The sequence below is a fragment of the Streptomyces sp. NPDC055506 genome (assembly GCF_053643595.1).
Map to the genome: position 1 here is coordinate 1 of NZ_JBSHKH010000122.1, position 25,426 is coordinate 25,426.

At 71.9% G+C, this 25,426-nt stretch carries 25 protein-coding genes; 12 read left to right on the plus strand and 13 right to left on the minus strand.

Features of this window, described 5'->3' with window-relative positions; translation table 11 throughout:
- Positions 1 to 42: 42 nt before the first annotated feature.
- Both ACWIF2_RS32490 and ACWIF2_RS32495 read right to left on the minus strand, forming a co-directional pair.
- A complete protein-coding gene (locus ACWIF2_RS32490; RefSeq protein WP_454364478.1) occupies positions 43 to 1,479 on the minus strand; it encodes a cation:dicarboxylate symporter family transporter in 1,437 nt (478 codons plus the stop codon).
- A gap of 176 nt (positions 1,480 to 1,655) precedes the next feature.
- On the minus strand, positions 1,656 to 3,251 hold the full coding sequence (locus tag ACWIF2_RS32495) for a peptide-N4-asparagine amidase (protein WP_454364479.1): 1,596 nt from the start codon (positions 3,249 to 3,251) through the stop codon (positions 1,656 to 1,658).
- A 213-nt stretch (positions 3,252 to 3,464) separates the two neighbouring features.
- Between ACWIF2_RS32495 and ACWIF2_RS32500 the strand changes: the two genes are divergently transcribed.
- The 4 genes from ACWIF2_RS32500 to ACWIF2_RS32515 all read left to right on the plus strand — a co-directional run bounded on the left by ACWIF2_RS32500 (position 3,465) and on the right by ACWIF2_RS32515 (position 7,971).
- On the plus strand, positions 3,465 to 5,270 hold the full coding sequence (locus tag ACWIF2_RS32500; protein WP_454364480.1) for an ABC transporter ATP-binding protein: 1,806 nt from the start codon (positions 3,465 to 3,467) through the stop codon (positions 5,268 to 5,270).
- Positions 5,267 to 7,048 carry an ABC transporter ATP-binding protein gene (locus ACWIF2_RS32505; protein WP_454364481.1) on the plus strand — a complete coding sequence of 594 codons (1,782 nt, stop codon included), beginning with the start codon at positions 5,267 to 5,269 and terminating at the stop codon, positions 7,046 to 7,048. Before ACWIF2_RS32500 ends, ACWIF2_RS32505 begins: the two co-directional genes overlap by 4 nt.
- Before the next feature lie 172 nt (positions 7,049 to 7,220).
- Positions 7,221 to 7,691, plus strand: a complete 471-nt coding sequence (locus ACWIF2_RS32510; RefSeq protein WP_454364482.1) for a DUF5709 domain-containing protein — start codon at positions 7,221 to 7,223, stop codon at positions 7,689 to 7,691.
- A gap of 34 nt (positions 7,692 to 7,725) precedes the next feature.
- Positions 7,726 to 7,971 carry a type B 50S ribosomal protein L31 gene (locus ACWIF2_RS32515; RefSeq protein ID WP_184599177.1) on the plus strand — a complete coding sequence of 82 codons (246 nt, stop codon included), beginning with the start codon at positions 7,726 to 7,728 and terminating at the stop codon, positions 7,969 to 7,971.
- 24 nt (positions 7,972 to 7,995) lie between these two features.
- Here ACWIF2_RS32515 and ACWIF2_RS32520 read toward each other — a convergent pair whose 3' ends face one another.
- Complete coding sequence (locus tag ACWIF2_RS32520; protein WP_193482263.1) at positions 7,996 to 8,790, minus strand: metal-dependent hydrolase; 795 nt, start codon at positions 8,788 to 8,790, stop codon at positions 7,996 to 7,998.
- A gap of 144 nt (positions 8,791 to 8,934) precedes the next feature.
- Between ACWIF2_RS32520 and ACWIF2_RS32525 the strand changes: the two genes are divergently transcribed.
- From ACWIF2_RS32525 to ACWIF2_RS32540, 4 genes are all read left to right on the plus strand, one after another.
- Entirely contained in the window at positions 8,935 to 11,448 is a 2,514-nt protein-coding gene (locus tag ACWIF2_RS32525) for a DEAD/DEAH box helicase (protein ID WP_454364483.1), read from the plus strand.
- Positions 11,449 to 11,485: 37 nt separating this feature from the next.
- The gene (locus ACWIF2_RS32530) at positions 11,486 to 12,358 is read left to right on the plus strand and encodes an acyl-CoA thioesterase (RefSeq protein ID WP_454364484.1); all 873 of its coding nucleotides are present in this window, start codon (positions 11,486 to 11,488) and stop codon (positions 12,356 to 12,358) included.
- Between the two features lie 149 nt (positions 12,359 to 12,507).
- A complete protein-coding gene (locus ACWIF2_RS32535; protein WP_454364497.1) occupies positions 12,508 to 13,404 on the plus strand; it encodes a DMT family transporter in 897 nt (298 codons plus the stop codon).
- A 124-nt stretch (positions 13,405 to 13,528) separates the two neighbouring features.
- Positions 13,529 to 14,017 carry an SDR family NAD(P)-dependent oxidoreductase gene (locus ACWIF2_RS32540; RefSeq protein WP_454364485.1) on the plus strand — a complete coding sequence of 163 codons (489 nt, stop codon included), beginning with the start codon at positions 13,529 to 13,531 and terminating at the stop codon, positions 14,015 to 14,017.
- Between the two features lie 64 nt (positions 14,018 to 14,081).
- On the opposite strand, the gene ACWIF2_RS32545 is transcribed toward ACWIF2_RS32540, so the two are convergent.
- From ACWIF2_RS32545 to ACWIF2_RS32560, 4 genes are all read right to left on the minus strand, one after another.
- On the minus strand, positions 14,082 to 14,870 hold the full coding sequence (locus ACWIF2_RS32545) for an Fpg/Nei family DNA glycosylase (RefSeq protein ID WP_454364486.1): 789 nt from the start codon (positions 14,868 to 14,870) through the stop codon (positions 14,082 to 14,084).
- Positions 14,871 to 14,880: 10 nt separating this feature from the next.
- Entirely contained in the window at positions 14,881 to 15,252 is a 372-nt protein-coding gene (locus ACWIF2_RS32550; protein WP_454364487.1) for a VOC family protein, read from the minus strand.
- A gap of 64 nt (positions 15,253 to 15,316) precedes the next feature.
- Positions 15,317 to 16,237 carry a DUF6397 family protein gene (locus ACWIF2_RS32555; protein WP_454364488.1) on the minus strand — a complete coding sequence of 307 codons (921 nt, stop codon included), beginning with the start codon at positions 16,235 to 16,237 and terminating at the stop codon, positions 15,317 to 15,319.
- Between the two features lie 126 nt (positions 16,238 to 16,363).
- Complete coding sequence (locus tag ACWIF2_RS32560) at positions 16,364 to 16,777, minus strand: roadblock/LC7 domain-containing protein (protein WP_189724347.1); 414 nt, start codon at positions 16,775 to 16,777, stop codon at positions 16,364 to 16,366.
- A 104-nt stretch (positions 16,778 to 16,881) separates the two neighbouring features.
- On the opposite strand from ACWIF2_RS32560, the gene ACWIF2_RS32565 reads away from it, so the two are divergent.
- The gene (locus tag ACWIF2_RS32565; RefSeq protein WP_382487402.1) at positions 16,882 to 17,310 is read left to right on the plus strand and encodes a PPOX class F420-dependent oxidoreductase; all 429 of its coding nucleotides are present in this window, start codon (positions 16,882 to 16,884) and stop codon (positions 17,308 to 17,310) included.
- Positions 17,311 to 17,335: 25 nt separating this feature from the next.
- On the opposite strand, the gene ACWIF2_RS32570 is transcribed toward ACWIF2_RS32565, so the two are convergent.
- The 5 genes from ACWIF2_RS32570 to ACWIF2_RS32590 form a co-directional block, all read right to left on the minus strand.
- Positions 17,336 to 17,941, minus strand: coding sequence for a GTP-binding protein (locus ACWIF2_RS32570; protein WP_382487401.1), 606 nt, complete (start codon positions 17,939 to 17,941; stop codon positions 17,336 to 17,338).
- 54 nt (positions 17,942 to 17,995) lie between these two features.
- A complete protein-coding gene (locus tag ACWIF2_RS32575; protein WP_454364489.1) occupies positions 17,996 to 18,406 on the minus strand; it encodes a DUF742 domain-containing protein in 411 nt (136 codons plus the stop codon).
- A gap of 22 nt (positions 18,407 to 18,428) precedes the next feature.
- A complete protein-coding gene (locus ACWIF2_RS32580; RefSeq protein ID WP_454364490.1) occupies positions 18,429 to 18,866 on the minus strand; it encodes a roadblock/LC7 domain-containing protein in 438 nt (145 codons plus the stop codon).
- Entirely contained in the window at positions 18,863 to 21,379 is a 2,517-nt protein-coding gene (locus ACWIF2_RS32585) for a sensor histidine kinase (protein ID WP_454364491.1), read from the minus strand. The genes ACWIF2_RS32580 and ACWIF2_RS32585 overlap by 4 nt, the downstream gene beginning before the upstream one ends.
- A gap of 71 nt (positions 21,380 to 21,450) precedes the next feature.
- A complete protein-coding gene (locus tag ACWIF2_RS32590) occupies positions 21,451 to 22,224 on the minus strand; it encodes an MHYT domain-containing protein (RefSeq protein ID WP_454364492.1) in 774 nt (257 codons plus the stop codon).
- 153 nt (positions 22,225 to 22,377) lie between these two features.
- Here ACWIF2_RS32590 and ACWIF2_RS32595 point away from each other — a divergent pair, with 153 nt between their 5' ends.
- Positions 22,378 to 22,977, plus strand: a complete 600-nt coding sequence (locus tag ACWIF2_RS32595) for a class I SAM-dependent methyltransferase (protein ID WP_454364493.1) — start codon at positions 22,378 to 22,380, stop codon at positions 22,975 to 22,977.
- Positions 22,978 to 22,986: 9 nt separating this feature from the next.
- Here ACWIF2_RS32595 and ACWIF2_RS32600 read toward each other — a convergent pair whose 3' ends face one another.
- Positions 22,987 to 23,889 carry an oxygenase MpaB family protein gene (locus tag ACWIF2_RS32600; protein WP_454364494.1) on the minus strand — a complete coding sequence of 301 codons (903 nt, stop codon included), beginning with the start codon at positions 23,887 to 23,889 and terminating at the stop codon, positions 22,987 to 22,989.
- Between the two features lie 99 nt (positions 23,890 to 23,988).
- Between ACWIF2_RS32600 and ACWIF2_RS32605 the strand changes: the two genes are divergently transcribed.
- Both ACWIF2_RS32605 and ACWIF2_RS32610 read left to right on the plus strand, forming a co-directional pair.
- Positions 23,989 to 24,285, plus strand: a complete 297-nt coding sequence (locus ACWIF2_RS32605) for a hypothetical protein (protein WP_454364495.1) — start codon at positions 23,989 to 23,991, stop codon at positions 24,283 to 24,285.
- Between the two features lie 134 nt (positions 24,286 to 24,419).
- Positions 24,420 to 25,367, plus strand: a complete 948-nt coding sequence (locus ACWIF2_RS32610; RefSeq protein ID WP_454364496.1) for a hypothetical protein — start codon at positions 24,420 to 24,422, stop codon at positions 25,365 to 25,367.
- Positions 25,368 to 25,426 lie beyond the last annotated feature (59 nt).

Consider the following 25,426-nt stretch of genomic DNA (forward strand, 5'->3'; position numbering starts at 1 on the left):
TCGTTGTGCTGGTGCGGTGGCCGCGGCCCGTTCTGCATTCGGTCAACTGACCTCGGGGGCCGGTTCCTTCGGCTTCTGGGTGGGGATGGCCGATGCCGGAGTTTCGGCCGTCGTCGGCTCGACCGCCGGGGCCTTGGCGTCGGCGTCCTTCCCGCCGTCGCCCTCGTCGCCGTCCTCCGGTGGGGCCGTGTACTCCCCGTCGAGCGTCTTCTTCGCCCGGTCGGTGTCGAGGGCGCCCTCCCAGCGGGACACCGCGAACACGGCGACGCAGTTGCCGAGCAGGTTCGTGACGACGCGCATCGAGTCCATGATGCGGTCCACGCCGAGCAGCAGAGCGACCGCTCCGGCCGGAATGGCCCCCAGGGAAGACGCGGTCGCCGACAGGGCGAGGAACGCCGAGCCGGGGATGCCCGCCATGCCCTTGCTGGTCAGCATCAGCACCAGGATCACGGTGACCTGCTGACCCAGGGTCAGGTCCACGCCCACCGCCTGGGCGATGAACAGCGTGCCGATGGACAGGTAGAGCGAGGCGCCGTCGAGGTTGAAGGAGTAGCCCGTCGGCAGCACCAGACCCACGGCGTCGTCGCGGGCGCCGGCCCGCCGCAGCTTCTGCATCACCCTCGGCATGACCGCCTCGGTGGACGCGGTACCGAGCGCGAGCAGCATCTCCTCACGGATGTAGCGCAGGAACTTCCACAGGCTGAGCCCGGTCACCAGGCGCAGCGCGACGGCGAGCAGCACGATGAACAACGCCGCCGCCACATAGCAGAGCACGATGAGCTTGGCGTACGTCTTCATCACGCCCAGCCCGTAGTTGCCGACGAGGTGGGCCATCGCGCCGAACACCGCGATCGGCGCCAGTCGCATGATGAAGCCGACGACCGCGAAGATGACGTCCTGGGCCTGGTCGATCGCGGGCAGGATCTTCGGCACCTTGGTGTGCCCGAGGTGCAGCAGGGCGGCGCCCACCAGACAGGCCAGGATCAGGACCTGGAGCAGTTCGTTCTCGGCGAAGGCGCCGACGAAACTCTCGGGCAACGCGTGGAGGAGGAACTCGGTCGTCGAGGGCAGATGCTCGCCGCCGGTCGTCTTCTCCACGGCGGAGGCGTCCAGCGAGGCGGGGTCGACGTTCATGCCCTTGCCGGGCCCGACGAGGTTGGCGGCGAGGAGACCGATGACCAGGGCGACCGTGGAGGCGATCTCGAACCAGATCAGGGCCTTGACCCCGATCCGGCCGAAAGCCTTCAGGTCGCCGGCCTTGGCGATGCCGACGACGACCACGCAGAACACCAGCGGCGAGATCACGGTCTTGATGAGGCGGGTGAAACCGTCGCCGAGCGGCTGGAGAGCCGTGGCCGTGTCCGGCCACAGCTTTCCGACGACGATTCCGAGAACGAGCGCGCAGAGAACCTGCGCGAAAAGTGAGGTACGCAGTGTGCGTGCGACACGTCGCGGCAGAGACGGTACGGACGGTGGCACGAGGCCTCCTTGGGGGGACGGGCTACACAGAGGCCGGAGGGGACTTCTGCGATACGGAAAGCTGCTTCCGTAACCGAACACTCTGGAGGCTGTCTTGATCGCGCACAAGACCGCAATGTTTCGGACACGTAAAAGCGGCCTAAGTGACGCATGTCACACTAGCCACACCACTCCCCTCAGCAGCGGTCGCGGTCTCCCGTGAGCACCCCCTGGGCCGTGGTCAGGGTGCGGTCGTAGCAGCCGTGCGAGCCGTACAGCCGATAGCGCTCACTCGTGGTGCCCACCGCGTGCCGCTGATCCCGGGGCACGTTCGCCGTGTACGTGGCGTCGCCCGTGTAGGAGTCGTCCAGCCGCGACCAGGCGGTGCGCCGGCCGCCCCGCGACTCGACGGTCGTGGCGCGGTCGCCGAGGGTCAGCACGGTGCGCAGCCGGTCGCCCGCCCCGAGGGTGGTCGTGCCGTCCATCGTGTAGGTCCGGTGCGTGCGTGTGGTGCGGGCCGGTCCGTGCCCGTCGACGGTCACCGACTCGCCGTCGGTCCAGGCGGCCTCGAGCCCGTCGCTCGTCTCGCCATCGGTCCAGCGGTGCTCGGAGGTGTGGGCGAGCGAGCGTCCGACGGTCGTCATGACGCGGCCGTGCGAGGTGTTCACGTATCCGGCGACGGTCAGCCGGTGCGCGCCCTCGGTGTCCACCCGGTGCTCCGGGCCGGGCGTGTACTCCGAGGAGTCGGTGAGGCCGCCCTCCTGGTGCACGGTGAGCTTCCCGGTGACGTGGGCGCGCCGCTCGTCCTGCCAGACGAGGACGTTCACGGGGGTGCTCCAGCCGGCCTGCCCCTCCGGCACGCCGACGACCGAGACCTCGACGCGGTGCGGCCGACCGTCGTTGAGAAGGCCGGCGAAGGGGGTGAGGTCGTAGGTGATCGGCTTGATGTCGAAGGCGCGCGGGCCGGGGGTCACGTACCAGAGGAACGGTGTGGACCAGCCTCCGGTCCACACGGTCGGGAACGGCGTGGCGATGCCCGCGAGCCGCCCGTCCACGCGGATCTGCACCTCCCGGTAGGGGCCCCGGCCCGCCTTGCACGAGTACGGCGCGGGCTCGGGCACCGTCAGATACCAGTACTCCTCGCAGCCGCCGCCCGAGCCGGTGGCGTACACCTCGGCGACGATGCGTTCGCTGTTGCGCGGGGTGGTGAGCGCCGAGTCGCCGTCGAGGGTGAGGACCCGGTCGGGACTCTTGCCGTCCGGACGGCCCTGGTAGAACGTCAGCGTGACCTTGACGTCGAGGACGCCCGTGTAGGTGTCGTCGACGACGTTGCCGATGAGCATCTCGACGTCCTGCCCCCTGCGGAAGGTGTCGCCGTAGCGCGTGACGTCCTTCTCCACGGACCACTCGATGCCGTCGGGAGAGGGCTGCGGCGTCGACGTACGGAAGATCTCCACCCCGCCGACGTGCAGATAGCCCAGCCGGTCGTACTGGCGCCCCTTGACCTTCCCGTCGAGCCGCAGCACCACCTTGCTCCAGCGGTCGCCGCAGTCGCCGGGCGGGGTGTACGTGCCCCGGTACGGGGTGAAGTCGCGGAACTGGGCCTGGGCGACGGTGACTTCACAGGACTTGCCCGCCGGCCTGCCGACGGGCGGGGCGGCCGTGACCGGGTCGTGCCAGTCGGTGCCGAACTCGGCGGGGACGTCGGCCGCCCGGGCGGGACCGGCTCCGAGGAGGGTGCTCGTCATGAGGGTCACCCCGGCAAGCATGGACATGACTATCCGTCTCTTCATGGCCGGTGTTCTACGGGGGAGTCCGCCGCCTCCGCAATGAGCAACCGCCCGTCGAGGCAGCGCCGTTCCCACCCCTGTCGGCCGGTTCCCGTCGGTGGGACGCGCGCGCACCGGAAAACCGGTTGCCTCCGACCACGCCGCGAAGCGAACCTGTCACGGTTTGCTGCCATCGGCCGAACCCCCATCCCCCCTGACACGAGCCACTGGGACGTCATGCAGATTCAAGACCTTCCCTACGCCGACCCCGGCGTGCCGGACGCGCGTTCGGGTCCCCGATTCCTTTGGTGGCTTTTCCGGAATCAGCTGGGCGGACAGCTCAAGTCGCTGGCCTGGGGCCTGCTGCACTTCGCCTCCGTCGCCGCGCTGCCGTTCTGCGTCGGTGTCGCCGTGCAGGCCGTCGTCGACCGCTCCGGCGCGCGGCTGGCCCTGGCGGGCGGCCTGCTGGCGCTGGCCTGCGTCGGCAACGCGGTCGGCGACACCTTCCTGCACCGCACCGCCATCACCAACTGGATCACGGCGGCCGCCCGCGTCCAGCAGCTGCTCGCCCGCAAGGCGGCCCAGCTGGGCTCGGCGCTGACCCGGCGCGTCGCGGCCGGTGAGGTCGTCGCCGTGTCCACGGGTGACGTCGAGAAGATCGGCTGGTTCGTGGAGGCCTGGTCGCGGTTCACCGCGGCCCTGGTCACCATCGTGCTGGTCTGCGTGGGCCTGGTCGTCTACCAGCCCGCGCTCGGCGTGGTCGTGGCCGTCGGACTGCCCGTGCTGGCACTCGCCGTGCTGCCCCTGCTGCCCCGCGCCACCCGACGGGCCGACACCCAGCGCGAGAAGGCCGGACGCGCCACCGAACTCGCCTCGGACACCGTCGCCGGGCTGCGCGTGCTGCGCGGCATCGGCGGTGAGGAACTGTTCCTCGACCGCTACCGCAGCGCCTCCCAGGAGGTCCGGCACGCGGCCGTGCGCAGCGCCCGGATGTGGTCGCTGATCTCCGCGATCCAGGTCCTGCTGCCCGGACTGCTGCTCATCGCCGTCGTCTGGCACGGCGTGCAGCTGGCCCGCCAGGGCCGGATCACCGTCGGCGAACTGGTCACCGTCTACAGCTCGGTGATGGTCCTCACCTATCCGCTGCGGCACTTCGAGGAGATCGCCATGGCGTACTCCTTCTCCCGGCCCTCGGCCAAGCGTGCCGCGGGCGTGCTGTCGCTGGAGCGGGCCACGGACACCGCCGGGTCGCGCGCCGCCGAGGACCCCTCCGGAGACCTGTACGACCCGGAGACCGGGCTGCTCGCCTCCGCCGGCCGGCTCACGGCCGTGGTGTGCGGCGACCCGGACGCTGCGGGCCGGCTGGCGGAACGACTGGGCGGACATCCGTCGCAGGAGGGCACCGCGGTGCGGCTGGGAGGTGTGCCGCTCGACGAACTCCCGCTGGCCTCGGCCCGTACGGCCGTCCTCGTCCAGGACAAGGATCCGGTGCTGCTCTCCGGCTCCCTGCGCGAACTGCTCGACGTACCCGCGTCGGGTGCCGTGGAGCCGCTGGAGGCGCTGGCGGCCGCGCAGTGCGACGACGTGCTGGCGGCGCTGGTGCAGGGCTCGCTCGACGCCGCCGACCCCATGGACGCCCGGATCACCGAACGCGGCCGGTCTCTGTCCGGCGGGCAGCGCCAGCGGCTCGCGCTCGCCCGGTCGCTGATCACGGACCCGGAGGTGCTGGTCCTGGACGAGCCGACCTCGGCCGTCGACTCGCACACCGAGGCACGGATCGCCCAGGGCGTGCGGGAGCTGCGCGCGGGGCGCACGACCGTGGTGTTCACCTCCTCCCCGCTGCTGCTGGACCGTGCCGACCGGGTCGTGTTCCTGCATGACGGCGAGGTCGCCGCGATCGGCGCCCATCGCGAGCTGGTGCGCACCGAGCCCCGCTACCGGGCGGTCGTCACCCGCGAGACCGAGGACGAGGCCGCCCTGAACGGTGCGGCCGGCCTGACCGACGTACTGGCCGAACTGGAAGAGATCGAGGAGAAGGCATGATCGGCGTGGCGCCACCGGCGTACGACCCGGCGGCCCCGACGACGGCGAACACCCTGCCGGTCGGTGCCCCCGCGACCGTCCGCGCCTACGCGGCCGAACTGCTGCGGCGGCACCGGCGGGCGTTTCTGCTGCTCGTCGCCGTCAACACGATCGCCGTTGTCGCCTCGATGGCCGGTCCGTGGCTGCTGGGCGGGCTCGTGGAGCGGGTGTCCGACGGGGCGCGGGACCTGCGGCTGGAACTGACGGCGGGGCTGTTCGTGGCCGCGCTGGCCGTCCAGGCGGCGTTCGTCCGCCAGGTCCGGCTGCGCGGCGCGATGCTCGGTGAGCGGATGCTCGCCGACCTGCGCGAGGACTTCCTCGTACGGTCGGTCGGGCTGCCGCCGGGCGTGCTGGAGCGGGCCGGGACCGGGGATCTGCTGTCGCGGATCACCACGGACATCGACCGGCTGGGCAACGCCATGCGCGAGGCCGTGCCACAGCTGTCGATCGGCGTGGTGTGGGTGGTGCTGCTGATGGGCGGGCTGGTGGTCACGGCGCCGCCGCTGGCGCTCGCCGTGCTGCTCGCCCTGCCGCTGCTGGTGGCCGGCTGCCGCTGGTACTTCCGGCGGGCACCGGCCGCCTACCGCTCGGAGTCCGCCGGGTACGCGGCGGTGGCCGCCGCGCTCGCCGAGACCGTGGACGCCGGCCGTACGGTCGAGGCGCACCGCCTCGGTGCCCGCCGGGTGGCGCTGTCCGAGCGGCGGATCAAGGAGTGGACGGCCTGGGAGCGCTACACGCTGTGGCTGCGGTCGGTGCTCTTCCCGGTCATCAACGTCACCCACGTGACCGTCCTCGCCTCGGTCCTGATGGTCGGCGGTGTGTTCGCCCTCCAGGGCTGGATCGACGTCGGCCAGCTCACGACGGGTGCGCTGATCGCGCAGATGCTCGTCGACCCGGTGGGCATGATCCTGCGCTGGTACGACGAGCTGCAGGTGGCCCAGGTGTCGCTGGCCCGGCTGGTCGGGGTCCGGGACATCGAACCGGAGGCCGGCGACTCCTCCGTGGCGCCCGAGGGACGCCATGTGCGGGCCGACCGGGTGCACTTCGGCTATCTGGAGGGCGTGGACGTCCTGCGCAAGGTGTCCCTGGAGGTCTCCCCCGGCACCCGGCTGGCCCTGGTCGGGCCCTCGGGTGCGGGCAAGTCGACGCTGGGCCGGCTGCTCGCCGGGATCTACGCGCCCCGGGACGGCCGGATCACCCTGGGCGAGGCCGAGCTGTCCCGGATGCCGGCGGAACGCGTCCGCGCCCACGTCGCCCTGGTCAACCAGGAGCACCATGTGTTCGTCGGTTCCCTGCGCGACAACCTCCGCCTCGCCCGGACCGACGCGGTCGACGCCGAGCTCTGGGCGGCGCTGGGCGCGGTGGACGCGGACGGCTGGGCCCAGGGGCTCGACGAGGGCCTGGACACCGAGGTCGGCTCCGGCGGCCTGGCGCTCACCCCGGCCCAGGCCCAGCAGATCGCGCTGGCCCGCCTGGTCCTGGCGGACCCGCACACCCTGGTCCTGGACGAGGCGACGTCCCTGCTCGACCCCCGGGCCGCCCGCCATCTGGAACGCTCCCTGGCCCGGGTCCTCGACGGCCGCACCGTCGTCGCCATCGCCCACCGCCTCCACACCGCCCACGACGCGGACGTCATCGCCGTCGTCGAGAACGGCCGGATCAGCGAACTGGGCAGCCACGACGACCTGGTCGCGGCGGACGGGGCGTACGCGGCGCTGTGGAGGTCTTGGCACGGCTGACCCGCCGCCCGGTCAGGGGGCCGGGCGGGGGCGGCCTGGTCCTCGGCGGCCCGGCGTCTGCCGAGGACCACGGCGACGGTCCGTGGCGTTGCGCGGGGACGAGGCCGGGTGGAAGGCTGGAATCAGGCACCGGCTCGGGGAACGGGCCCGTCCCCACCCCCTGGAGGTACCCGTGAACAGGTCCGACGGTTGGGGAGACGATGTCTACCAACCGGATCAAGACGAGCAGCGAGAGGACACGGGGCTGCTCGACGCCGAGGACACGCTGGTGGACGACGGCGTCGACGATCCCCTGGACCGGGGCTGGTCCCCTCCCGAGCGGCCCTGGGCCGTCGAGCACCTCGGTGTGACGGCGGCCGAGCGGCGCGCGGGCGAGACGCTGGACCAGCGGCTCGCCGAGGAGCTGCCGGATGCCACCGCCCCCGACGGTGACGGTCTCGGGGACTGCCAGGGGACCGACGGGGAACTCCTGGACAACGAGGTCGGCGACGCCCGCTCCGGCCGGCTCGTGGCGCCCGACGAGGGCGCGCACGAGGACGAGGAGAGCGCGCTGGTCGCCATGGACGTGGGTATCGACGGCGCCGCGGCGTCGGCCGAGGAGGCGGCCGTGCACGTCGTCGACGAGGACACCCCCTCCGGCTGATCGCAGCACCGCCCGAGCCGCACGAGGAGCATCCATGCAGCAGGACAAGCACCCCGACTACCACCCCGTCGTCTTCCGCGACCGGACCGCCGGGTACGCCTTCCTGACCCGGTCCACCGCGACCAGCGGCGAACGCATCGAGTGGGACGACGGCGAGACCTACCCGGTCGTCGACGTGGAGATCTCCTCGGAGAGCCACCCCTTCTACACGGGCAAGGCCCGCACGGTGGACTCGGAGGGCCGGGTCGCCCGGTTCGAGCGGCGGTACGGCGGCGCCTGACCCGACCGGGAAGCGCCGGGAGGCTCAGATGAAGTTGAGCGCCGCCGCGCAGCCCACCCCGCCGAGCAGCATGAACACCGGCATCAGCACCCTGAGCTCGACCCAGCTGCCCGCCCGGAACCGCAGGGCCTTCGGTGGCCCGAGCGGGTACCAGCGCTTGCGCCCCACCGGTATGGGCCACAGGATCGGGCACCCGGACACGGTGAGCGCGTCCCCGATGTCATGGACGATCGCCCCCAGCACGACCGGCAGCCCCAGCCACAGGTACTCCTGCCCCGGCGCCGTGAACAGCCAGTCCGCGCCGTTGCCCGGCTTGTCCAGGACCCCCGCGAGGATCCACGCCGTGGTCGCGGCCAGCAGCCACACCAGGACATCGCTGCTGGAGCCGCGCGCCGCCCGCCACAGCAGACCCTCGATGGCCAGGACGAGGTGCACGAAGAGGATCGCCAGCACGCCCCACCGGTCACTGGTGATCGCCACGACCGAGGTGCCCGCACCGATCAGGACCGCCCACAGCCAGGTGTGCGTGAGCGTGCGGTGCCCCCCGGAGCGGCGCGGGTCGCCCTGCTTCTTCGTCGCCTTGTAGACGGCGTACGACAGCTTGTCCACGATCTCGCACAGCCAGCGCGACAGCGGTCCGAAGGACCGGGAGATGGTGGCCGCCTTGTGGTCGAGGTCCGGGGCGAGCGCGGCACCGGCGCAGATCAGGGCACCCACGAGGAGGACCGGCCAGGGCATCGGATGCCCAGCCGCGGCGGCCGCAGCGCCGACGCCGAGCCAGGCGGCGGCGCCCGACAGTGAGTGTGCTGGTCCCATCATGGCCGTTGCCGCCCCATTCCTCGTGTGCCGCTGTCCAGTTGACCGGGTGCGCTGACGTGTCGTCGGCGACCCAGCGTAGCGTTCGTGATCTTCGGGCCCGCAGCCGATTCCCGCATCGGGCATCAGGCCAGGCAAGATGGGGGCGTGACCCTCATCGATCAGCTGCCGCGGACCCCCGACCCCGACGCCTTGTACGAAGCCTTCGAGTCGTGGGCCGGCGAGCGGGGTCTCACGCTCTATCCCCACCAGGAGGAGGCGCTGATCGAGGTGGTCTCCGGCGCGAACGTGATCGTGTCGACGCCCACCGGCTCCGGCAAGAGCATGATCGCGGCGGGCGCGCACTTCGCCGCGCTGGCCCGTGACGAGGTCACCTTCTACACGGCTCCGATCAAGGCGCTGGTGTCGGAGAAGTTCTTCGAACTGTGCAAGATCTTCGGCACGGAGAACGTCGGCATGCTGACCGGCGACGCGTCCGTGAACGCCGACGCCCCCGTCATCTGCTGCACCGCCGAGGTCCTGGCGTCGATCGCGCTGCGCGACGGCAAGGACGCGGACGTCGGCCAGGTCGTGATGGACGAGTTCCACTTCTACGCGGAGGGCGACCGCGGCTGGGCCTGGCAGATCCCGATCCTGGAACTGCCGCAGGCGCAGTTCGTGCTGATGTCGGCGACGCTCGGCGACGTCTCCTTCTTCGAGAAGGACCTCACCCGCCGCACCGGCCGCCCGACCGCGGTGGTCCGCTCGGCGACCCGTCCGGTACCGCTGTCGTACGAGTACCGCTACACCCCGCTCACCGAGACGCTCACCGACCTGCTGGATTCCCGGCAGGCGCCCGTCTACATCGTGCACTTCACCCAGGCGCAGGCCGTGGAGCGCGCGCAGGCGCTGATGAGCATCAACATGTGCTCACGCGCGGAGAAGGAACAGATCGCCGAGCTGATCGGCAACTTCCGCTTCACCACGAAGTTCGGCCGCAACCTCTCCCGCTACGTCCGGCACGGCATCGGCGTCCACCACGCGGGCATGCTGCCCAAGTACCGCCGCCTGGTGGAGAAGCTGGCGCAGGCCGGCCTGCTGAAGGTCATTTGCGGCACGGACACGCTCGGCGTGGGCGTCAACGTCCCCATCCGCACGGTGCTGTTCACCGCCCTCACCAAGTACGACGGCACCCGCGTACGCACCCTGCGGGCCCGGGAGTTCCACCAGATCGCGGGCCGCGCCGGACGGGCCGGTTTCGACACGGAGGGCTTCGTCGTCGCGCAGGCGCCCGAGCACGTCGTCGAGAACGAGAAGGCGCTCGCCAAGGCGGGCGACGACCCGAAGAAGCGCCGCAAGGTCGTCCGCAAGAAGGCGCCGGAGGGCTTCGTCGCCTGGTCGGAGCAGACCTTCGAAAAGCTCATCGGCTCCGAACCGGAGCCCCTGGCCTCCCGGTTCCGGGTGACGCACACGATGCTGCTGTCGGTGATCGCCCGGCCCGGCAACGCCTTCGAGGCGATGCGCCGGATGCTGGAGGACAACCACGAGCCGCGCAAGCAGCAGCTGCGGCACATCCGCCGGGCCATCGCGATCTACCGTTCGCTGCTGGACGGCGGCATCGTCGAGAAGCTGGACCAGCCGGACGCCGAGGGCCGCATCGTCCGCCTCACGGTCGACCTCCAGCAGGACTTCGCCCTCAACCAGCCGCTGTCCACGTTCGCGCTCGCCGCGTTCGAGCTGCTGGACCCCGAGTCCCCCTCGTACGCCCTCGACATGGTGTCCGTCGTGGAGTCGACGCTCGACGACCCGCGGCAGATCCTCGCCGCCCAGCAGAACAAGGCGCGCGGCGAGGCCGTCGCCTTGATGAAGGCCGACGGGGTCGAGTACGAGGAGCGCATGGAGCGGCTCCAGGACATCACGTACCCGAAGCCCCTGGAGGAGCTGCTCTTCCAGGCGTACGACACCTACCGCAAGAGCCACCCCTGGGTCGGCGACCATCCGCTGTCGCCGAAGTCGGTCATCCGCGACATGTACGAACGGGCGATGTCCTTCACGGAGTTGGTGTCCCACTACGAGCTCGCGCGCACCGAGGGCATCGTGCTGCGCTATCTCGCCAGCGCCTTCAAGGCCCTGGACCACACCGTCCCGGACGACCTCAAGTCCGAGGATCTGGAAGACCTGATCGCGTGGCTGGGCGAGATGGTGCGCCAGGTCGACTCCAGCCTGCTGGACGAGTGGGAGCAGCTCGCGAACCCGGCGGAGATGACCGCTGAGGAGGCCCAGGAGAAGGCCGACGAGGTCAAGCCGGTCACCGCCAACGCGCGCGCCTTCCGCGTGCTGGTCCGCAACGCCATGTTCCGCCGGGTCGAGCTGGCCGCCCTCGACCAGGTCGAGGAGCTGGGCGAGATGGACGCGGAGTCCGGCTGGGACGCCGACGCGTGGGGCGAGGCGCTGGACAAGTACTTCGACGAGTACGAGGACCTCGGCACCGGCCCCGACGCCCGCGGCCCCAAGCTGCTGCTCATCGAGGAGGAGCCGGAGAACGCCCTGTGGCGGGTCCGGCAGATCTTCCACGACCCGAACGGCGACCACGACTGGGGCATCAGCGCCGAGGTCGACCTGACCGCCTCCGACGCGGAGGGCCGTGCCATCGTCCGTGTCACCGACGTCGGCCAGCTGTGAACGGCCGGACCGCAGCGAGCACAGGAGAATCCCACCCATGACCACGAACCCGGCCGAGAGACTCGTCGACCTGCTCGACCTGGAGCAGATCGAGGTCAACATCTTCCGCGGCCGCAGCCCGCAGGAGTCCCTCCAGCGGGTCTTCGGCGGCCAGGTGGCGGGCCAGGCCCTGGTCGCCGCCGGCCGCACCACGGAGGGCGACCGCCCCGTGCACTCGCTGCACGCGTACTTCCTGCGCCCGGGCATCCCGGGTGTGCCGATCGTCTACCAGGTCGAGCGGGTGCGCGACGGGCGGTCCTTCACGACCCGCCGGGTCACGGCCGTCCAGCAGGGCCGCACGATATTCAATCTCACCGCCTCCTTCCACAAGCCGGAGGAGGGCAGCTTCGAGCACCAGCTGCCGCCGGCCCGCAAGGTCCCGGACCCGGAGTCGCTGCCCACGGTCACGGACGAGATCCGGGAGCATCTGGGCGCGCTGCCCGAGCAGTTGGAGCGGATGGCCCGCCGCCAGCCCTTCGACATCCGCTACGTGGACCGGCTGCGCTGGACCGCCGAGGAGGCCGAGGACTCCGAGCCGCGCAGCGCCGTGTGGATGCGCGCGGTCGGACCGCTGGGCGACGACCCGCTCGTCCACACCTGCGCCCTCACCTACGCCAGCGACATGACCCTCCTGGACGCCGTCCGCATCCCGGTCGAGCCGCTGTGGGGCCCGCGCGGCTTCGACATGGCGTCACTGGACCACGCGATGTGGTTCCACCGCCCGTTCCGCGCCGACGACTGGCTGCTGTACGACCAGGAGTCGCCGATCGCGGTCGGCGGCCGCGGTCTGGCCCGGGGCCGGATCTACGACCGTGAGGGCCGGCTGGTCGTCTCGGTCGTGCAGGAGGGGCTCTTCCGCAAGCTGGACTGACCGTCCGCGGGCCGGAACGGCCCGGGTTTCCGCCGCTCCGGGGCACGCGCGCTTCGGCACTCCGTTCGCGCGCGTGCCCCGATCCGGTGACCATGGCAGGAGGAGGCACCGCCGGCGTCACACGCCCGCCGATCCGGGAGGTGGCCACGCTGCACACCGTGCTCCCCGTCCTCTTCGCGATCTGCGCGGCCTTCAGCAACGCCGTCGCCACGGTGCTGCAGCGCAAGGCCGCGCTCACCGTGCCGCGCTCCGAGGGCTTCCGGGCCGGGCTGATGCTCGATCTGCTGCGGCGGCGCGTCTGGCTGGCCGGCATCCTCGCGGTGATCGCCGCCGCCGTCTGCCAGGCGCTGGCGCTGGCGACCGGGCCGCTGACGATCGTGCAGCCGCTGTTCGTGCTGGAGCTGCCGCTCACCCTCATCGTCGCCTCGCTGCTGATGCACCGGCATCTGCCGGGCATGGGCTGGCTGGCCGTGGCGGTGGTGGTGGCCGGTCTTGCGGTGGCGCTCGCCGCCGCGTCTCCCTCGGGCAACCGCACCCATGTGGCACTGGACCGCTGGATCCCCGCGCTCGCCGTGTGCGCGGGAGCGGTCGTCGCCCTCGCTCTCGCCGCCCTCAAGCGCCCGGAGGGCCGCGCCCGGGCGGCCTGCCTGGGTGCCGCGACGGCGATCAGCTACGCGGTGACCGCGGCCCTGATGAAGGCCGCCACCCACATCCTCGACGACCAGGGCCTCGTGGCCTTCCTCACCGCCTGGCAGACCTACGCCTTCGCCGCGACCGGCGTGTGCGCGCTGTTCCTGCTGGAGAACGCCATGCAGGCCGGCCCGCTGGTCGCCTCGCAGCCCGCGCTCACCCTCGGCGACGCGTTGGTGAGCCTCGCCCTCGGCATCCTCCTGTACGAGGAGACGATCCGCTCCGGGTGGTGGCTGCTGCCCCAGCTCTTCGGTGTCGCACTGATCGCCGCGGGGGTGCTCGCCCTGGCGCGGATTCCGCTCACCCAGTCCCTGGTGGCACCGGGCGAGGAACGTCAGACGGCGGCAGCGCCCTGAGCCGAGGAGGTCACGATGGAGCGTCTCAGCGAGCGGGTGGCGATCGTCACCGGTGGGGCCGGAGACATAGGTGCCGCGGTGGCACGCGCCCTCGCGGCCGACGGCACCTCCGTGGTCGTCGCCGATGTCCGGGAACCGGAGGGGTCGGGGCTCGTGTCCGAGCTCGGCGGGCGGGCCCGCTGTCGTCGACGTCAACCTCACGGGCGCCTGGCTGGGCATGCGCGCGGCGGCACCGTCGCTGCGCCGGGCCGGGGGCGGCGTGATCGTGAACATGTCCTCCCTCGCCGGGCTGACCGCCTACGCCGGTGTCGGAGCGTACGCGGCCGGCAAGTGGGGCCTGCGCGGCCTGACAAAGGTCGCCGCGCTGGAACTCGCGCCCGACCGGGTCCGGGTCTGCTCCGTCCACCCCGGCGCCATCGGCACCCGGATGACGGCCGGCTTCGGCGACGCGTACACCGCGGGACAGCCCCTCCCCCGCTTCGGCGAGCCCGAGGAGGTAGCCCGGATGCTGCTCTTCATCATCACCGAGGCGACCTTCTCGACAGGCTGCGAGTTCATCGTGGACGGCGGCATCCTCGCCGGGGCACCTGACGCTCTGACCCCTGACGAATGACCGGCCGGGTGACTGGTTGCCCATGACTGGTGGTCGACCGGACGGCGGGTCGGCCCCGGCTGATTCACCCGCCCGGCTGGCACTGCGGGCACCACACCGTGCCGCGGCCTCCCATCCGGGTCCGGCGCAGGCCGCTGCCGCAGCGCGGGCACCTCGGGTCGGGGTCGTCGCGGTGGCCGGTCAGCCAGGAGTCACGCGGCGGAACGCAGCCGGCGGTGACCGACGCGTGCAGGGTGCGGCGCATCTGGCTGTACAGCCGACGACGATCGGCCTGGGTGAGATCACGCGCCGGGCGGTCGGGGCGCAACCGCGCTCGCCACAGGATCTCGTCGGCGAGCAGATTACCGAGACCGGCGAGCACGGACTGGTCGGTGAGCGCGGTCTTGAGATGCCCCCGGCGCGCGGACAGGACGGCCTCGAAATCCGCACGCTCCACCGCCAGCGCGTCGGGGCCCTGCCCCCGGAGCAGCCGATCGACGTCGGAGTCGTCGCCCGCCAGCCAGAGTCCCTGGAGTTTGCGCTGGTCACGGAAGCGCAGCTGGCGGCTGCCGCTCAGCGTGAACAGCACACGGTCGTGCGCCTCGACGGCATCATCGGGATGCCCGCAGACCAACAGTCCGGTCATGCCGAAGTGCAGCACGAGGGTCGGGCCGGAGCGGGTGCGGGCGAGCAGCCACTTCCCGTGCCGCTCCGGTGTGCCGAAGCGCCGGCCCTCCAGCGCGTCACGCAGTCGCCGGGCACCGACCCCGTGCAGCACGCCCGCGTCCCGCACGTCCACACGCCGGACGACCCGACCCTTCGCGCAGGACTCGAGCACCTGCCGGAAGCCCTCGACATCGGGGAGCTCGGGCATCGCCGGCGCGTCAGGTTTCCTGGAGGACGGACAGCACGTTCCCCGCGGGGTCGGTGAACCAGGCGATCAGCGGGCCGCCGCCGCGGAAGATGCCCTTGTCGTCCGCCTTGAGGTGGTCGTAGCGCTCGAACCGGACTCCTCTCCTGCCCAGCTCGTCGACGGCGGCCTCGATGTCGTCGACGGGGAAATTGAGGATGGTGTAGGTCGCCGGGGTGTGGTCCTCCTTGGGGTAGACCAGGGTGTCCCGGTCACCCGCGATATGCAGGAACAGCAGGCCGTTCTCCTCCGACACCCTCAGTCCGAGCGTGTCGCCGTAGAACGTCCTGGCCGCGTCGATGTCGTTCACCGAGAACCCGCTGAACGCCTTGGTCGTACCGAACATGATCGCCTCCTGGAATCATCTCCTCAGAATTCCGACCGGGACGCATCCGGAAACTCATCGCTTTTCACCCCGAACGTCGTCGGCCTCGGCGCTGCAGCCATCCCAGGAGGCCGTGTGAAGGGGTGCGGTCCGGGCTTTCGGGCCGGTCTCCGGCCGGAACCGGGGGTGTCCCGCCCGGCTCCGGCGTCGAGGGTGATGCCGGGGCTGGACGCGGTGCCGGGTGTCGTCTGCGCGCCGTCTCCATCGTGTGGGCCAGGTCCGCGCGGAACCAGGCCACTTCGTCCGGCTCGCTCGCCGTCATGAGCGTCTCGGCCAGTTCGGCGGCGGGTGAACCAGGGGTGCCGTGCGTCGGGAGGCGAGGGCGGCGGCGGTTCAGATGGGCGCGCTCGTAGGGGTCCGCCACGACCTCCGCCACGTCGAGGGGGTCGAGGAGACAGGCGACGGCTGCCGCGTGGGCCCAGGCGTCGTCCCCGGCCTGCCGCGTCAGGAATCCGATGTGGCGTCCCCGCCAGTTGCGGGGCCGCCGGTCCAGCCCGTCCTTCTGGCCTTCCCGGATCTGTGCGGGTGTGCGCCCCTTCAGCAGCCGGGCGTTGCTCTCCTCCGCGGCGAACTGCCGCAGCTCCTCGGCCAGATACAGCCAGACGACCGCCCGGTAGCGGTTCAGGTAGAACGTGACCGGCACGAGCAGGCCGTAGCGGGCGAGGCTCGTGAATCTGGCGGGCGTCACGTCCAAGAGCTCGGCGCCCTGATGAGTGCCGGCGGTCGCGACGCGTTCGCGCAGTTCGTCCGGGAAGCGCTCCCCGGCGCGCAGCCGGTCGATCTCCGCGCGGGCGACGCGCGGCCCTCCGCCGCCTTCGTCGGGAACGGTCCGGATGAGCCCGAGATTCACCGCGAGGTCGAACTCACCGCGCTTGAGGTCGAGTTCGCGGGCGGCCCGGCTCGGAGCGCAGGTGAGGCGGTCGGGTTTCGCGATGGTGCCTGACATGGTCGGTCTCCCCCGTGGAGTCGGCGGCTCACGCCGTGTGCGGTCGCCGTGAGAAAACCGTAACCGCTTCGGCGCGCTGCGTGACGAGCCTGTGGATAACTCCGCGAGGGAAGACGAATGCGCAGGTCAGGCGTCTGTGGTCGGTTTCCGTTCCGGCTGGCGGGCATCCACGTCGAGATGCTCGCCGACCCGGTTGACCAGAAGTGTCATCTCGTACGCGATCTGACCGATGTCGGCCTCGGCGCCGCTGAGGACGCACAGACAACTGCCCGTGCCGGCGGCGGTGACGAAGAGCACCGCGTCATCGAACTCGATCATCGTCTGCCGTACGCTGCCCGCGCCGAAGTGCCGCCCCGAGCCCTTGGCCAGGCTGTGCAACCCGGACGACACGGCCGCGAGGTGCTCCGCGTCCTCGCGGCGCAGTCCCGTGCTCGCCCCGGTCACCAAGCCGTCGTTGGACAGGACCAGTGCGTGCCGCACCTGGTGGACGCGCTCGGTCAGGTCGTCCAGCAGCCAGTCGAGTCCCTGGTTCTGCGCCATGTTCCGATCTCCCCGTTTTCTCCCCGTGCGATTCTCCTCCTGGCCGGAGGATCTCCACGCCAGCCTTCCCCACGACCGCTGCCGGGGCAAGGAGGATGGGAGCCATGGCAGAGAAGATGACCGATGCGCAATGGCGGGAGTTCGTTTCCCACGGCACCCGCACCGCGAAGCTCTCCACCGTCAGGGCCGACGGGAGTCCGCACGTGGCCCCGATCTGGTTCCTGCTGGACGGGGACGACGTGGTGTTCAACACCGGCAAGAACACCGTGAAAGGGCGCAATCTCGCCCGTGACGGCCGCGTCGCCCTGTGCGTGGACGACGACCGGCCGCCGTACTCCTTCGTCGTGCTGCAGGGCCGCGCCCGGATCTCGGAGGACCTCGACGACATAAGGCACTGGGCCACCCGCATCGGCGCCCGGTACATGGGCGAGGAACGCGCCGAGGAGTTCGGCGCCCGCAACGGCGTCCCGGGTGAACTCCTCATCCGTGTCGCCGTCGACCGGATCCTGGCGGAGCGGGACGTCGCGGACTGACCACGGGAGATCTCCGTCTCTCCGGTCAGCCGACCGAGTCGAGGAGCCGGGCGGTGTGCATCCGCCCGGCGTACTCGACCAGCCTGATCAGCACCTCCTTCCCCGAGTCGCGGTCCCGGGCGTCACACAGCACCACGGGCGTCCCCCGGTCGAGGTCGAGGGCGCGCGAGACGTCCGGGGCGCCGTGCTGCCGGGCTCCCGGGAAGCAGTTGACGGCCACCACGAACGGGATGCGCCGGTGCTCGAAGTAGTCGACCGCCGGGAAGCAGTCCTCCAGGCGGCGGGTGTCCGCGAGCACCACCGCGCCGAGCGCCCCTTGTGACAACTCGTCCCACAGGAACCAGAACCGGTCCTGGCCCGGCGTGCCGAACAGGTACAGGGAGAGACCGGACCGGATGGTGATGCGCCCGAAGTCCATCGCGACGGTCGTGGTGGTCTTGTGGTCCACGCCGTCCGTGTCGTCCACCGACTGGCCCGCTTCGCTGAGCAGTTCTTCGGTGCGCAACGGCCGGATCTCGCTGACGGCGCCCACCAGCGTGGTCTTGCCCACGCCGAAGCCGCCCGCGACCAGGATCTTCAACGCCAGTGCGGCGGAGTCGCCGTCCGGGGCGTCGGAGTGCTCGGAGACCATCAGTCACTTCTCTCGTGTCGGGTGAGGTGTGCGTTCATCTGCGGCGCTCCGCGTCTACAGCGCCCTGAGTCCCGCGATCACCTCGCGCAGGATCCGTTCGTCGGGCAGCTGGGCCGGCGGTACGGGGCGGCTGACGGTGACGCAGCCGAGTTCCAGGAGGTCGCCGAGGAGGACCCTGATCACGCCCACGGGCAGGTCCGCTCCGGCGGCGAGTTCGGCGACCGACTGGGTCTCCGTACGGCACAGGTCGAGGAGGGTCCGGTGTTCCGGGCCGAGCGGGGCGTCGTCCACGCCCGGCGCACCGGGGTCCAGGGTCACCAGGGCGATCAGGTCGAACCGCACACCGGTGGGGCCGGGCCGGGTGCGTCCGCCCGTCATGGCGTAGGGGCGGACGAGAGGGCCGGCCTCGTGGTCGTACCACTGGCTGCCCTGCTCGCTCAGGGTGCCCGTCATGTCCTCGGTCATCTGCGCGGACCGCCCTCTCGGCTCATCCGGCGGCGGGTGGCCGGGCGCCGGCGCGGGGCGCCGTGCCGAGGTGCTCGCCGACGCGTTTGACCAGGCGGGCCATCTCGTACGCCACGAGGCTGATGTCGGCTGTCACGGCGGTGAGCAGGGCCAGGCAGGAGCCGTCGCCGGCGGCGGCCACGAACAGGAAGGCCTCGTCCATCTCCACCATGGTCTGGCGGACACCGCCGGCGCCGAAGTGCCGTCCCGCGCCCTTGGCGAGGCTGTGGAAGCCCGAGGCGACCGCCGCGAGGTGTTCGGCGTCCTCGCGCCTGAGGCCGGTCGAGGCACCCACGGCGAGGCCGTCGTTGGAGAGGACCACGGCATGCCGTATGTCGCTCACACGGAGCACCAGATCGTCCAGCAGCCAGTCGAGTTCGCCGGAGCGCCGGGCGGAACGGGTGCTCGATTCCTGGATCATGCGGGGTCTCCTTCGCTGCTGTCTCTGCCTGTCGCGGGGCCGGGAGTGGTGCCGCGACCGGGCTGCCTGCCGCCGCCGCGTGCCCAGCCGTCGCGGTACGCCGCCATGCGGTCGCGTACGACTTCGGGGGTGCGTTCGTCGTCCCGGGGGGCCGGCGTCGGTGGCGGTTCCTCGGGACGCCCCTCGCGCAGTTGGGGGGCGAGACTGGCCTGTCGCACGCGACGCGGGAGGTCCTCGGAGCCTTCGGGCTGCTCCTGGGGTCGGTGCAGTCGCAAGGTGGCGACTCCTGGGGGTGGGGTGTGGCTCGTGGTCTCGGCCGCGGCCGGTACGGGAGCCACGAGGGCGCGCCGGTCGGCCGGTGCGGGGACGACGTCCTGGAGCGGGGTGTCGTCGGGCACGCGCGCGTAGGCGCGCTCCTCGGACTGTCGCGCGTGTGCCGCCTCACCGGGGGAGGATTCCGTCGCCCCGGAGTGCAGGAGGGCCGTGGGCAGCAGGACGACGGCGGTCGTGCCGCCGTAGGGCGAGGTCTTGAGGTGGACCTTGACGTCGTGCCGGGCGGCGAGCCTGCTGACCACGAACAGGCCGAGCCGGTCGCTGTCGAACAGGTCGAGCGCCTCGGACTGCTCGATGCGGCGGTTGGCTTCCGCGAGTGTCTCCTGGCCCATGCCGAGGCCGCGGTCCTCGACCTCGACCGCGTAGCCGTTGCCCACGGGTTCGCCGGTGACGCGAACGCGCGTGTGGGGCGGTGAGAACTGGGCGGCGTTCTCGATGATCTCGGCGAGCAGGTGGGTGAGGTCGGCCACGGCCGTTCCGATGACAGCCGCTTCGGGGAGTTGCCGTACCTCCACGCGCGCGTAGTCCTCGACTTCGGAGACGGCGGCGCGGACCACGTTGGTCAGGGGGACGGGCATGCGCCAGGCCCGGCCGGGGGCGGCTCCGGAGAGGATGATCAGGCTCTCCGCGTGGCGTCGCATACGGGTGGTGAGGTGGTCGAGGCGGAAGAGGTCACTCAGCTCGTTCGGGTCGTCGGAGCGGCGTTCCATGCTGTCGAGGAGGCTCAGCTGCCGGTGGACGAGGATCTGGCTGCGGCGGGCGAGGTTGACGAAGACGCCGGAGATGCCGCTGGCGAGCTCGGCGCGCTCCACGGCGGCCCGCAGCGCGGCGCGGTGGACCGTGTGGAGCGCTTCGGCGACCTGCCCGGCCTCGTCCTCCGCGGGTGGTCCCGGCGGTGCTTCGGCACGGACATCGATCTCCTCGCCCGCGCGCAGTCTCCGCATGGCCTCGGGGAGTTTGCGCCGGGCGATCTCCAGGGCGCCGTTGCGCAGGCTCACCAGTTCCACCACCAGGCCCCGTCCGATGCGTACGGAGATGACGAGCGAGGCGGCGACGGCGGCGAGACCGAGCAGGACTGCGGCGCCGGCCGGGGTGAGCAGTCCTCGGGTGAACGGGTCGGCCCGTTGCGCGACGCCGCGTGCCGCGTCGTCCTCGATCGCGCGCATGCCGTGCTGCACGCGCGTGTGAGCGGTGTTCCAGGTGTTCTCGGGCGCAGCCTCGACAGCCCTGGCACCGGGCCCGCGGGCGAGGATCCGGTCCTCGGCCTCGCCAAGGCCCGCGTAGGCGCTGCTGTCGGCGAGGGCGTTCCACGCGGAGCGTTCGGTGCCGCGCAGGTCGGCGACGGCCGATCCGGTGAGGGTGCGGCGCAGGTCGACGGCGCCGGTGAAGAGCCGGAGCCGCTCCCCGGTCAGGGTGCCGGACAGCCGGGCACTCGCCAGCACCGCGTCCTCCTGGGCCAACGCCTCGCCCGCGCGGGCGAATTCGAGCAGCACGCGCGCGTCGGAGCCGAGGTCGGCGTCCTGGATACCGGTGAGGGCACCTCCGGCGTCGAAGCCCGCCGAGATGGTCCGGGTGTAGCGGTCGTACGTCTCGGACCAGCCCGCACGCCGGTCCCGCACCGCGGTCCGCAGCGGCCGCAGTTCCTCGGTGCCGGTGACGAACGCCTTCAGCCGGCCGGCGACTCCGGCGGGCAGTTCCTCGCTGTCGGCGACGGTGTTGCCCTTGCCGAGCCGCAGTTTCGCGACGGCGCGGTCGGTGCGCCGGGCGAGCTCGTCCAGTTCGTCGGACGGTACGGCCGACGGGTCGGTGGCGTGGCGTACCGCGGCCGCGCGCTCGGCCTGGAGGGCGGCGACCGCCGCGGAGACGGGGGCGCGGACCGTGGCGTCCACGCGCTGGACCTGCCGCAGCCGGGAGACGTCCTGGGCGGTGGTGACAGTGGCGTAGGCCCACAGGGCCAGCAGAGAGACGACCGGCACCATCAGCAGGCAGACGATCTTGGCGCGCACGGTGCGCGGGCGTATGTGCCAGCGCTCCGCGCGCGTGACCTCCCCGTCCGGTACGGCGCCCGAAGGTGCCTCCGGGCCCTCGTCGGCCGGTGGCCCGGCGTGCGCGCGGCGACCGCGCACCGGCGGGGGCGGCGCCTCAGCGCCGGTTGTGGCGGTCCTACGGGGTGTACGCATGGACTCCTCGCTCGGGAGTGGTCGGGGGCGTGCCGGGCGTCGCTACGCCGCGGAGATCCATCCGGAGCCCTCTAGGGGGCGACGCTCTCGACCGGCCGCTGGGCCGAGGCGGACGCCTCGCGCTCGCCTGCCGTCGGCGAGAGTGCGACGAAGGCCGAGGTCAGGAAGAGGTAGGACCCGAGGCCGACGGCGAGGGGGAAGATGAACTGCATCGCCGTGGCCCCGGGCAGTGCCGCCCCGGAGGGCGTGACCCGCACGCTCACCGCGAACATCCCGGTGTAGTGCATGCTGCTGACGGCCGCGCCCATGATCAGGGAGGCGATGGTGACCGCGACGGGCGACTTGATGTTGAGCGCCGCCCACAGGGCCGCCGTAGCCGCGACGACGGCGATCAGGACGGAGAGCCCGACGAGCAGCGGGTCGTAGGTCACGTCGCCGTGCAGGCGTACGGCCGCCATGCCCAGGTAGTGCATGCTCGCGACGCCGAGCCCGGTGGTGAGACCGCCGAGGAAGAGGGCCCGGTCGCGGTCCCGGCCGTAGCCGACGGCGAAGACGCCGGCGCACACGACGACCATGGCGACGAGCAGGCTCAGAAGGGTGAGCGGCACGTCGTAGCGGATGTCGGTGCCGGTGACGGCGAACCCGAGCATGGCCACGAAGTGCATGGTCCAGATGCCGGTGCCGATCGCCGAGGCGGCGGTGACGAGCCAGTTGCGGCGCGAGCGGCCGGTGGCGGCGAGGGCTCGGACGGTGCAGCGCAGTCCGAGCGCCGCGCCTATGCAGGCCATCGCGTACGACAGCGCGGGGGTCAGCCACCCCAGGGCGGCGTGGTCCAGGTGTCCCATGGCCCCGGGACGCTAGACCCGGCAAGGGCGCACGAAGGGGGCGCATTTCGAAAGGTGTTGGAATATGACGCAAGGATGTATCGGAACGATCGCGTCACGCTCGAACGTGTGCACAGAGGCGTCCATACGTGCCGGTGAGGAATCATGCACTGCATGAGCGACGACCAGACGCGTGTCCAGGAGTTCTTCACACCTCGTGCCGCCGACTGGGACAGCAGGTTCCCGGACGACGGTCCGGCCTACGCGGCGGCGGTCGCCGAGCTCGGACTGCGCGCGGGCGACCGGGTGCTCGACGCCGGGTGCGGCACCGGCCGGGCCCTGCCGCCGCTGCGTGCCGCCGTGGGGCCCTCGGGGGTGGTCCTCGGGGCCGATCTGACCCCGGCCATGCTGCGGGAGGCCGTACGGGCCGGACGGGACCGCGACGGGCAGCTGCTGCTCACGGACGTCGCCGCGCTGCCCTTGCGCTCGCGGTCGCTGGACGCGGTGTTCGGGGCGGGCCTCGTCTCGCACCTGGCGAGCCCGGCCGAGAACCTGCGCGAGCTGGCGCGGGTTGTACGTCCCGGTGGTGTGCTGGCGCTGTTCCATCCGATCGGCAGGGCGGCACTGGCCGCACGCCACGGCCGCCCGCTCACCCCGGACGACCTGCGCGCCGAGCCCAACCTCCGTCCCCTGCTGGCCGGTTCCGGGTGGCGCATGACGTCGTACACCGACGAGGACACCCGCTTCCTGGCGCTCGCCGACCGCGAGGACTGAGCCGGCACGTCACCCGGCCTCGGGGTCCCCCTCCGCCGCGTGCCGCACAGGGCAGCCCTGGAGGCCGGGGACCGGTCGCGTGCCGAGGTCGGCGAGCCGGTATCCGTACGGATAGCCCTTGATCTCCCAGTTCTGGCGGGCGAAGTGCGGGGCGCGCCGGGGCGCCATCAGCCGGACGGCGCGACCCCGGAGCCGCACCGCACGACGCACGCACGCGCGCGTAGCGGCGCTCGGCGGGGTGTAGCGGAAGGCGTGCAGGAGCGGGTCGTCGAGCAGCGCGAGGGTCGTGGTGCGCAGCAGCGGTGCGAGCGGGCGCGGGTACCAGGAGGCCATCAGGTCGAGCGTGGCGTCCGAGACCCGCCGGGCTTCCGCGTCCCAGGCGAAGTGGGCCGCCTCGTAGTCATCGAGGCAGGTCTCGAACTCCTCGTAGGTCTCGGGGATGTCCTTGATGCCCATGTGCCGGCCCAGCGTGCCGTAGTGGACGGCGCCGGCGACGATCTCGTGGCGTGACATCCTGCGCCACCCGTAGGCGTCGATCCACCGTTTGGGCATCACGACGAAGGTGCAGAGCACATAGCGCATGTCGTCGTCGCTGATGTCGTAGCCGCGGTGCATCTGGTTGATGCGGCGGATCGCGGTCTTCCCCTGGTCGCTGCCGAAGCCGTGTTCTACGACGGCGTCCAGGAGCAGCGCGGTGTCGTCGTAGCGCTTCTGCGTCCGCTCCGTGAGCTCCGCGGTCTGCGCGAGCAGCCGGCCGATGCTCGGGACGGCGTAGGTGCGGTACAGGGCCAGCTCCAGGGCGCGGGTGAAGTCCCAGGGGAACTCGTACGCGACGCTCAGCCGGTAGATCTCCGTGGCGTCCTGATACGGGTCCATCCGCCGGATCCGAGCCAGCCGGTCGAAGCGCTTCACCGTGCCGTCCCCCTTCTGTCACAGGTTCTCCAACTTTACGTTGGAGGCCGGGAGATGAAAGATCAGACGCGACAACCGCACAGGGGGAAGGTGGTCCATATGTGGGGCAGGTTCCGCAAGGCCGGGGGAAGAGTCGCCGACGCCTTGCGCACGGAGACCAAGGCCGACGGGGACAAACGTCCACACAACCTTTTCGAGGCTGCCGCGGTCTATGTCGCGGCGTGCGCGGAGGACGACCAGGAGCGGGCGGAGGAGGCGTCCCGCTGGGTGTCGCCGGAGGCGCTGTCGTTCGGGGTGAACGAGCTGGCCTGCCGGGCCGTCATCGCGCTGGCGCGGGAACGCGGGGAGTCGCCGCGGACCGTGGCCCGTGAGTTGCTGGGGCTGCCGGCGGCGTGACGAGCACGGTCCGGACGGCCGATTCGCCCCGTCCGCCGGAAAACTGCAGCTCGGGTGCGCTTGCCAGGGCCGTGACAAGCAGCTTCCGCGCGCACTAGGGTGCGCGCGATCGGACGAACGATGGGGAGGCTGGGATGGCCGGGACGGACGAGGACGCCGTCGCCGCCGCGGACGACGCGCTCTATGTGCTCACGGCGGTACTGCTGACGCCTGCGAAGTTCCCGAGCGTCCTGGGCGACGACTATCCGGAGGCGTGTGCGGCGCTCGGTCTCGCACCGCTCGCCGACGGGTACGGGCTGGTGCTCGGCCAGGACGGCGACGGCTCCCGGTGGACCGTCGCCATCGACGACGTCTCCCTGGTCGCCGTCGCGATCGCGTCCTGGGACTGCGGCATGGAGTACGAGCTGTCGCCCGACGAGCGCTCGGTCGTCGCGGCCCTGCCCGGCTGGCCGCTCGCGGTCGCCGTCGCGGCGCCCGGGGTGCCCGCGCCGCACGACCCCGGCCCGGAGGCCGACGACCGGCCGCCGCTGGCTCCGCCGGACACCACCGTCTGGGGGCCGGCTCAGCGGCGCCTGGGCGCGGACGAGATCGCGCTGCAGTGGGCGACATGGCGGGAGCAGGTGAACGACTCGGAATTTCCGGCGGCGGGACCCTCGGGGGCACCGGGGCCGTCGGGGACGCCGGAGCCCTCGGGGTCGCCCGAGCCCTCGGAGTCCCCCGAGTCGTCCGAGGTATCGGATTCCTCGGCGGTATCGGGCGACGAGGGCGAGGCGGCCGACGCTTCGAAAGGGAGCGGGGAGAACCGCCGCCCGGGCCACAGCGGCATCCGGCGGGTCCTCGCGGAGGCCCGCACCTACATCGACTCGCCGCCACCGCTGGGCCGGGTCCGGTCGTCGTTCGCGACGAGCGACGCGCGGATCCTGCGGGCGGACGGTCCGGGCTGGTCACTGGTGGCAAGGACCGACGACATGGCCTTCGTGCTGCTCGACGAGGAACCCGGCGAGGTCCTGCCGGTGGGCCGGGGGCCGGAGCTGCCGGGTCTCCTCGAGGCGCTCGACAAGATGGCCGTACGGCCGAACTGATCCGGCGACGGCCTTCGGCCGCGCCGGATCAGCGCCTCAGCGACCGAGTTCCTTACGGG

Bases quoted from the DNA above. Each gene is read 5' to 3' on its own strand.
- ACWIF2_RS32495 (WP_454364479.1), bottom strand. From the start codon at position 3,251: ATGAAGAGACGGATAGTCATGTCCATGCTTGCCGGGGTGACCCTCATG.
- ACWIF2_RS32500 (WP_454364480.1), top strand. From the start codon at position 3,465: ATGCAGATTCAAGACCTTCCCTACGCCGACCCCGGCGTGCCGGACGCG.
- ACWIF2_RS32505 (WP_454364481.1), top strand. From the start codon at position 5,267: ATGATCGGCGTGGCGCCACCGGCGTACGACCCGGCGGCCCCGACGACG.
- ACWIF2_RS32515 (WP_184599177.1), top strand. From the start codon at position 7,726: ATGCAGCAGGACAAGCACCCCGACTACCACCCCGTCGTCTTCCGCGAC.
- ACWIF2_RS32520 (WP_193482263.1), bottom strand. From the start codon at position 8,790: ATGATGGGACCAGCACACTCACTGTCGGGCGCCGCCGCCTGGCTCGGC.
- ACWIF2_RS32530 (WP_454364484.1), top strand. From the start codon at position 11,486: ATGACCACGAACCCGGCCGAGAGACTCGTCGACCTGCTCGACCTGGAG.
- ACWIF2_RS32540 (WP_454364485.1), top strand. From the start codon at position 13,529: ATGTCCGGGAACCGGAGGGGTCGGGGCTCGTGTCCGAGCTCGGCGGGC.
- ACWIF2_RS32545 (WP_454364486.1), bottom strand. From the start codon at position 14,870: ATGCCCGAGCTCCCCGATGTCGAGGGCTTCCGGCAGGTGCTCGAGTCC.
- ACWIF2_RS32550 (WP_454364487.1), bottom strand. From the start codon at position 15,252: ATGTTCGGTACGACCAAGGCGTTCAGCGGGTTCTCGGTGAACGACATC.
- ACWIF2_RS32555 (WP_454364488.1), bottom strand. From the start codon at position 16,237: ATGTCAGGCACCATCGCGAAACCCGACCGCCTCACCTGCGCTCCGAGC.
- ACWIF2_RS32560 (WP_189724347.1), bottom strand. From the start codon at position 16,777: ATGGCGCAGAACCAGGGACTCGACTGGCTGCTGGACGACCTGACCGAG.
- ACWIF2_RS32565 (WP_382487402.1), top strand. From the start codon at position 16,882: ATGGCAGAGAAGATGACCGATGCGCAATGGCGGGAGTTCGTTTCCCAC.
- ACWIF2_RS32570 (WP_382487401.1), bottom strand. From the start codon at position 17,941: ATGGTCTCCGAGCACTCCGACGCCCCGGACGGCGACTCCGCCGCACTG.
- ACWIF2_RS32575 (WP_454364489.1), bottom strand. From the start codon at position 18,406: ATGACCGAGGACATGACGGGCACCCTGAGCGAGCAGGGCAGCCAGTGG.
- ACWIF2_RS32580 (WP_454364490.1), bottom strand. From the start codon at position 18,866: ATGATCCAGGAATCGAGCACCCGTTCCGCCCGGCGCTCCGGCGAACTC.
- ACWIF2_RS32585 (WP_454364491.1), bottom strand. From the start codon at position 21,379: ATGCGTACACCCCGTAGGACCGCCACAACCGGCGCTGAGGCGCCGCCC.
- ACWIF2_RS32590 (WP_454364492.1), bottom strand. From the start codon at position 22,224: ATGGGACACCTGGACCACGCCGCCCTGGGGTGGCTGACCCCCGCGCTG.
- ACWIF2_RS32595 (WP_454364493.1), top strand. From the start codon at position 22,378: ATGAGCGACGACCAGACGCGTGTCCAGGAGTTCTTCACACCTCGTGCC.
- ACWIF2_RS32605 (WP_454364495.1), top strand. From the start codon at position 23,989: ATGTGGGGCAGGTTCCGCAAGGCCGGGGGAAGAGTCGCCGACGCCTTG.
- ACWIF2_RS32610 (WP_454364496.1), top strand. From the start codon at position 24,420: ATGGCCGGGACGGACGAGGACGCCGTCGCCGCCGCGGACGACGCGCTC.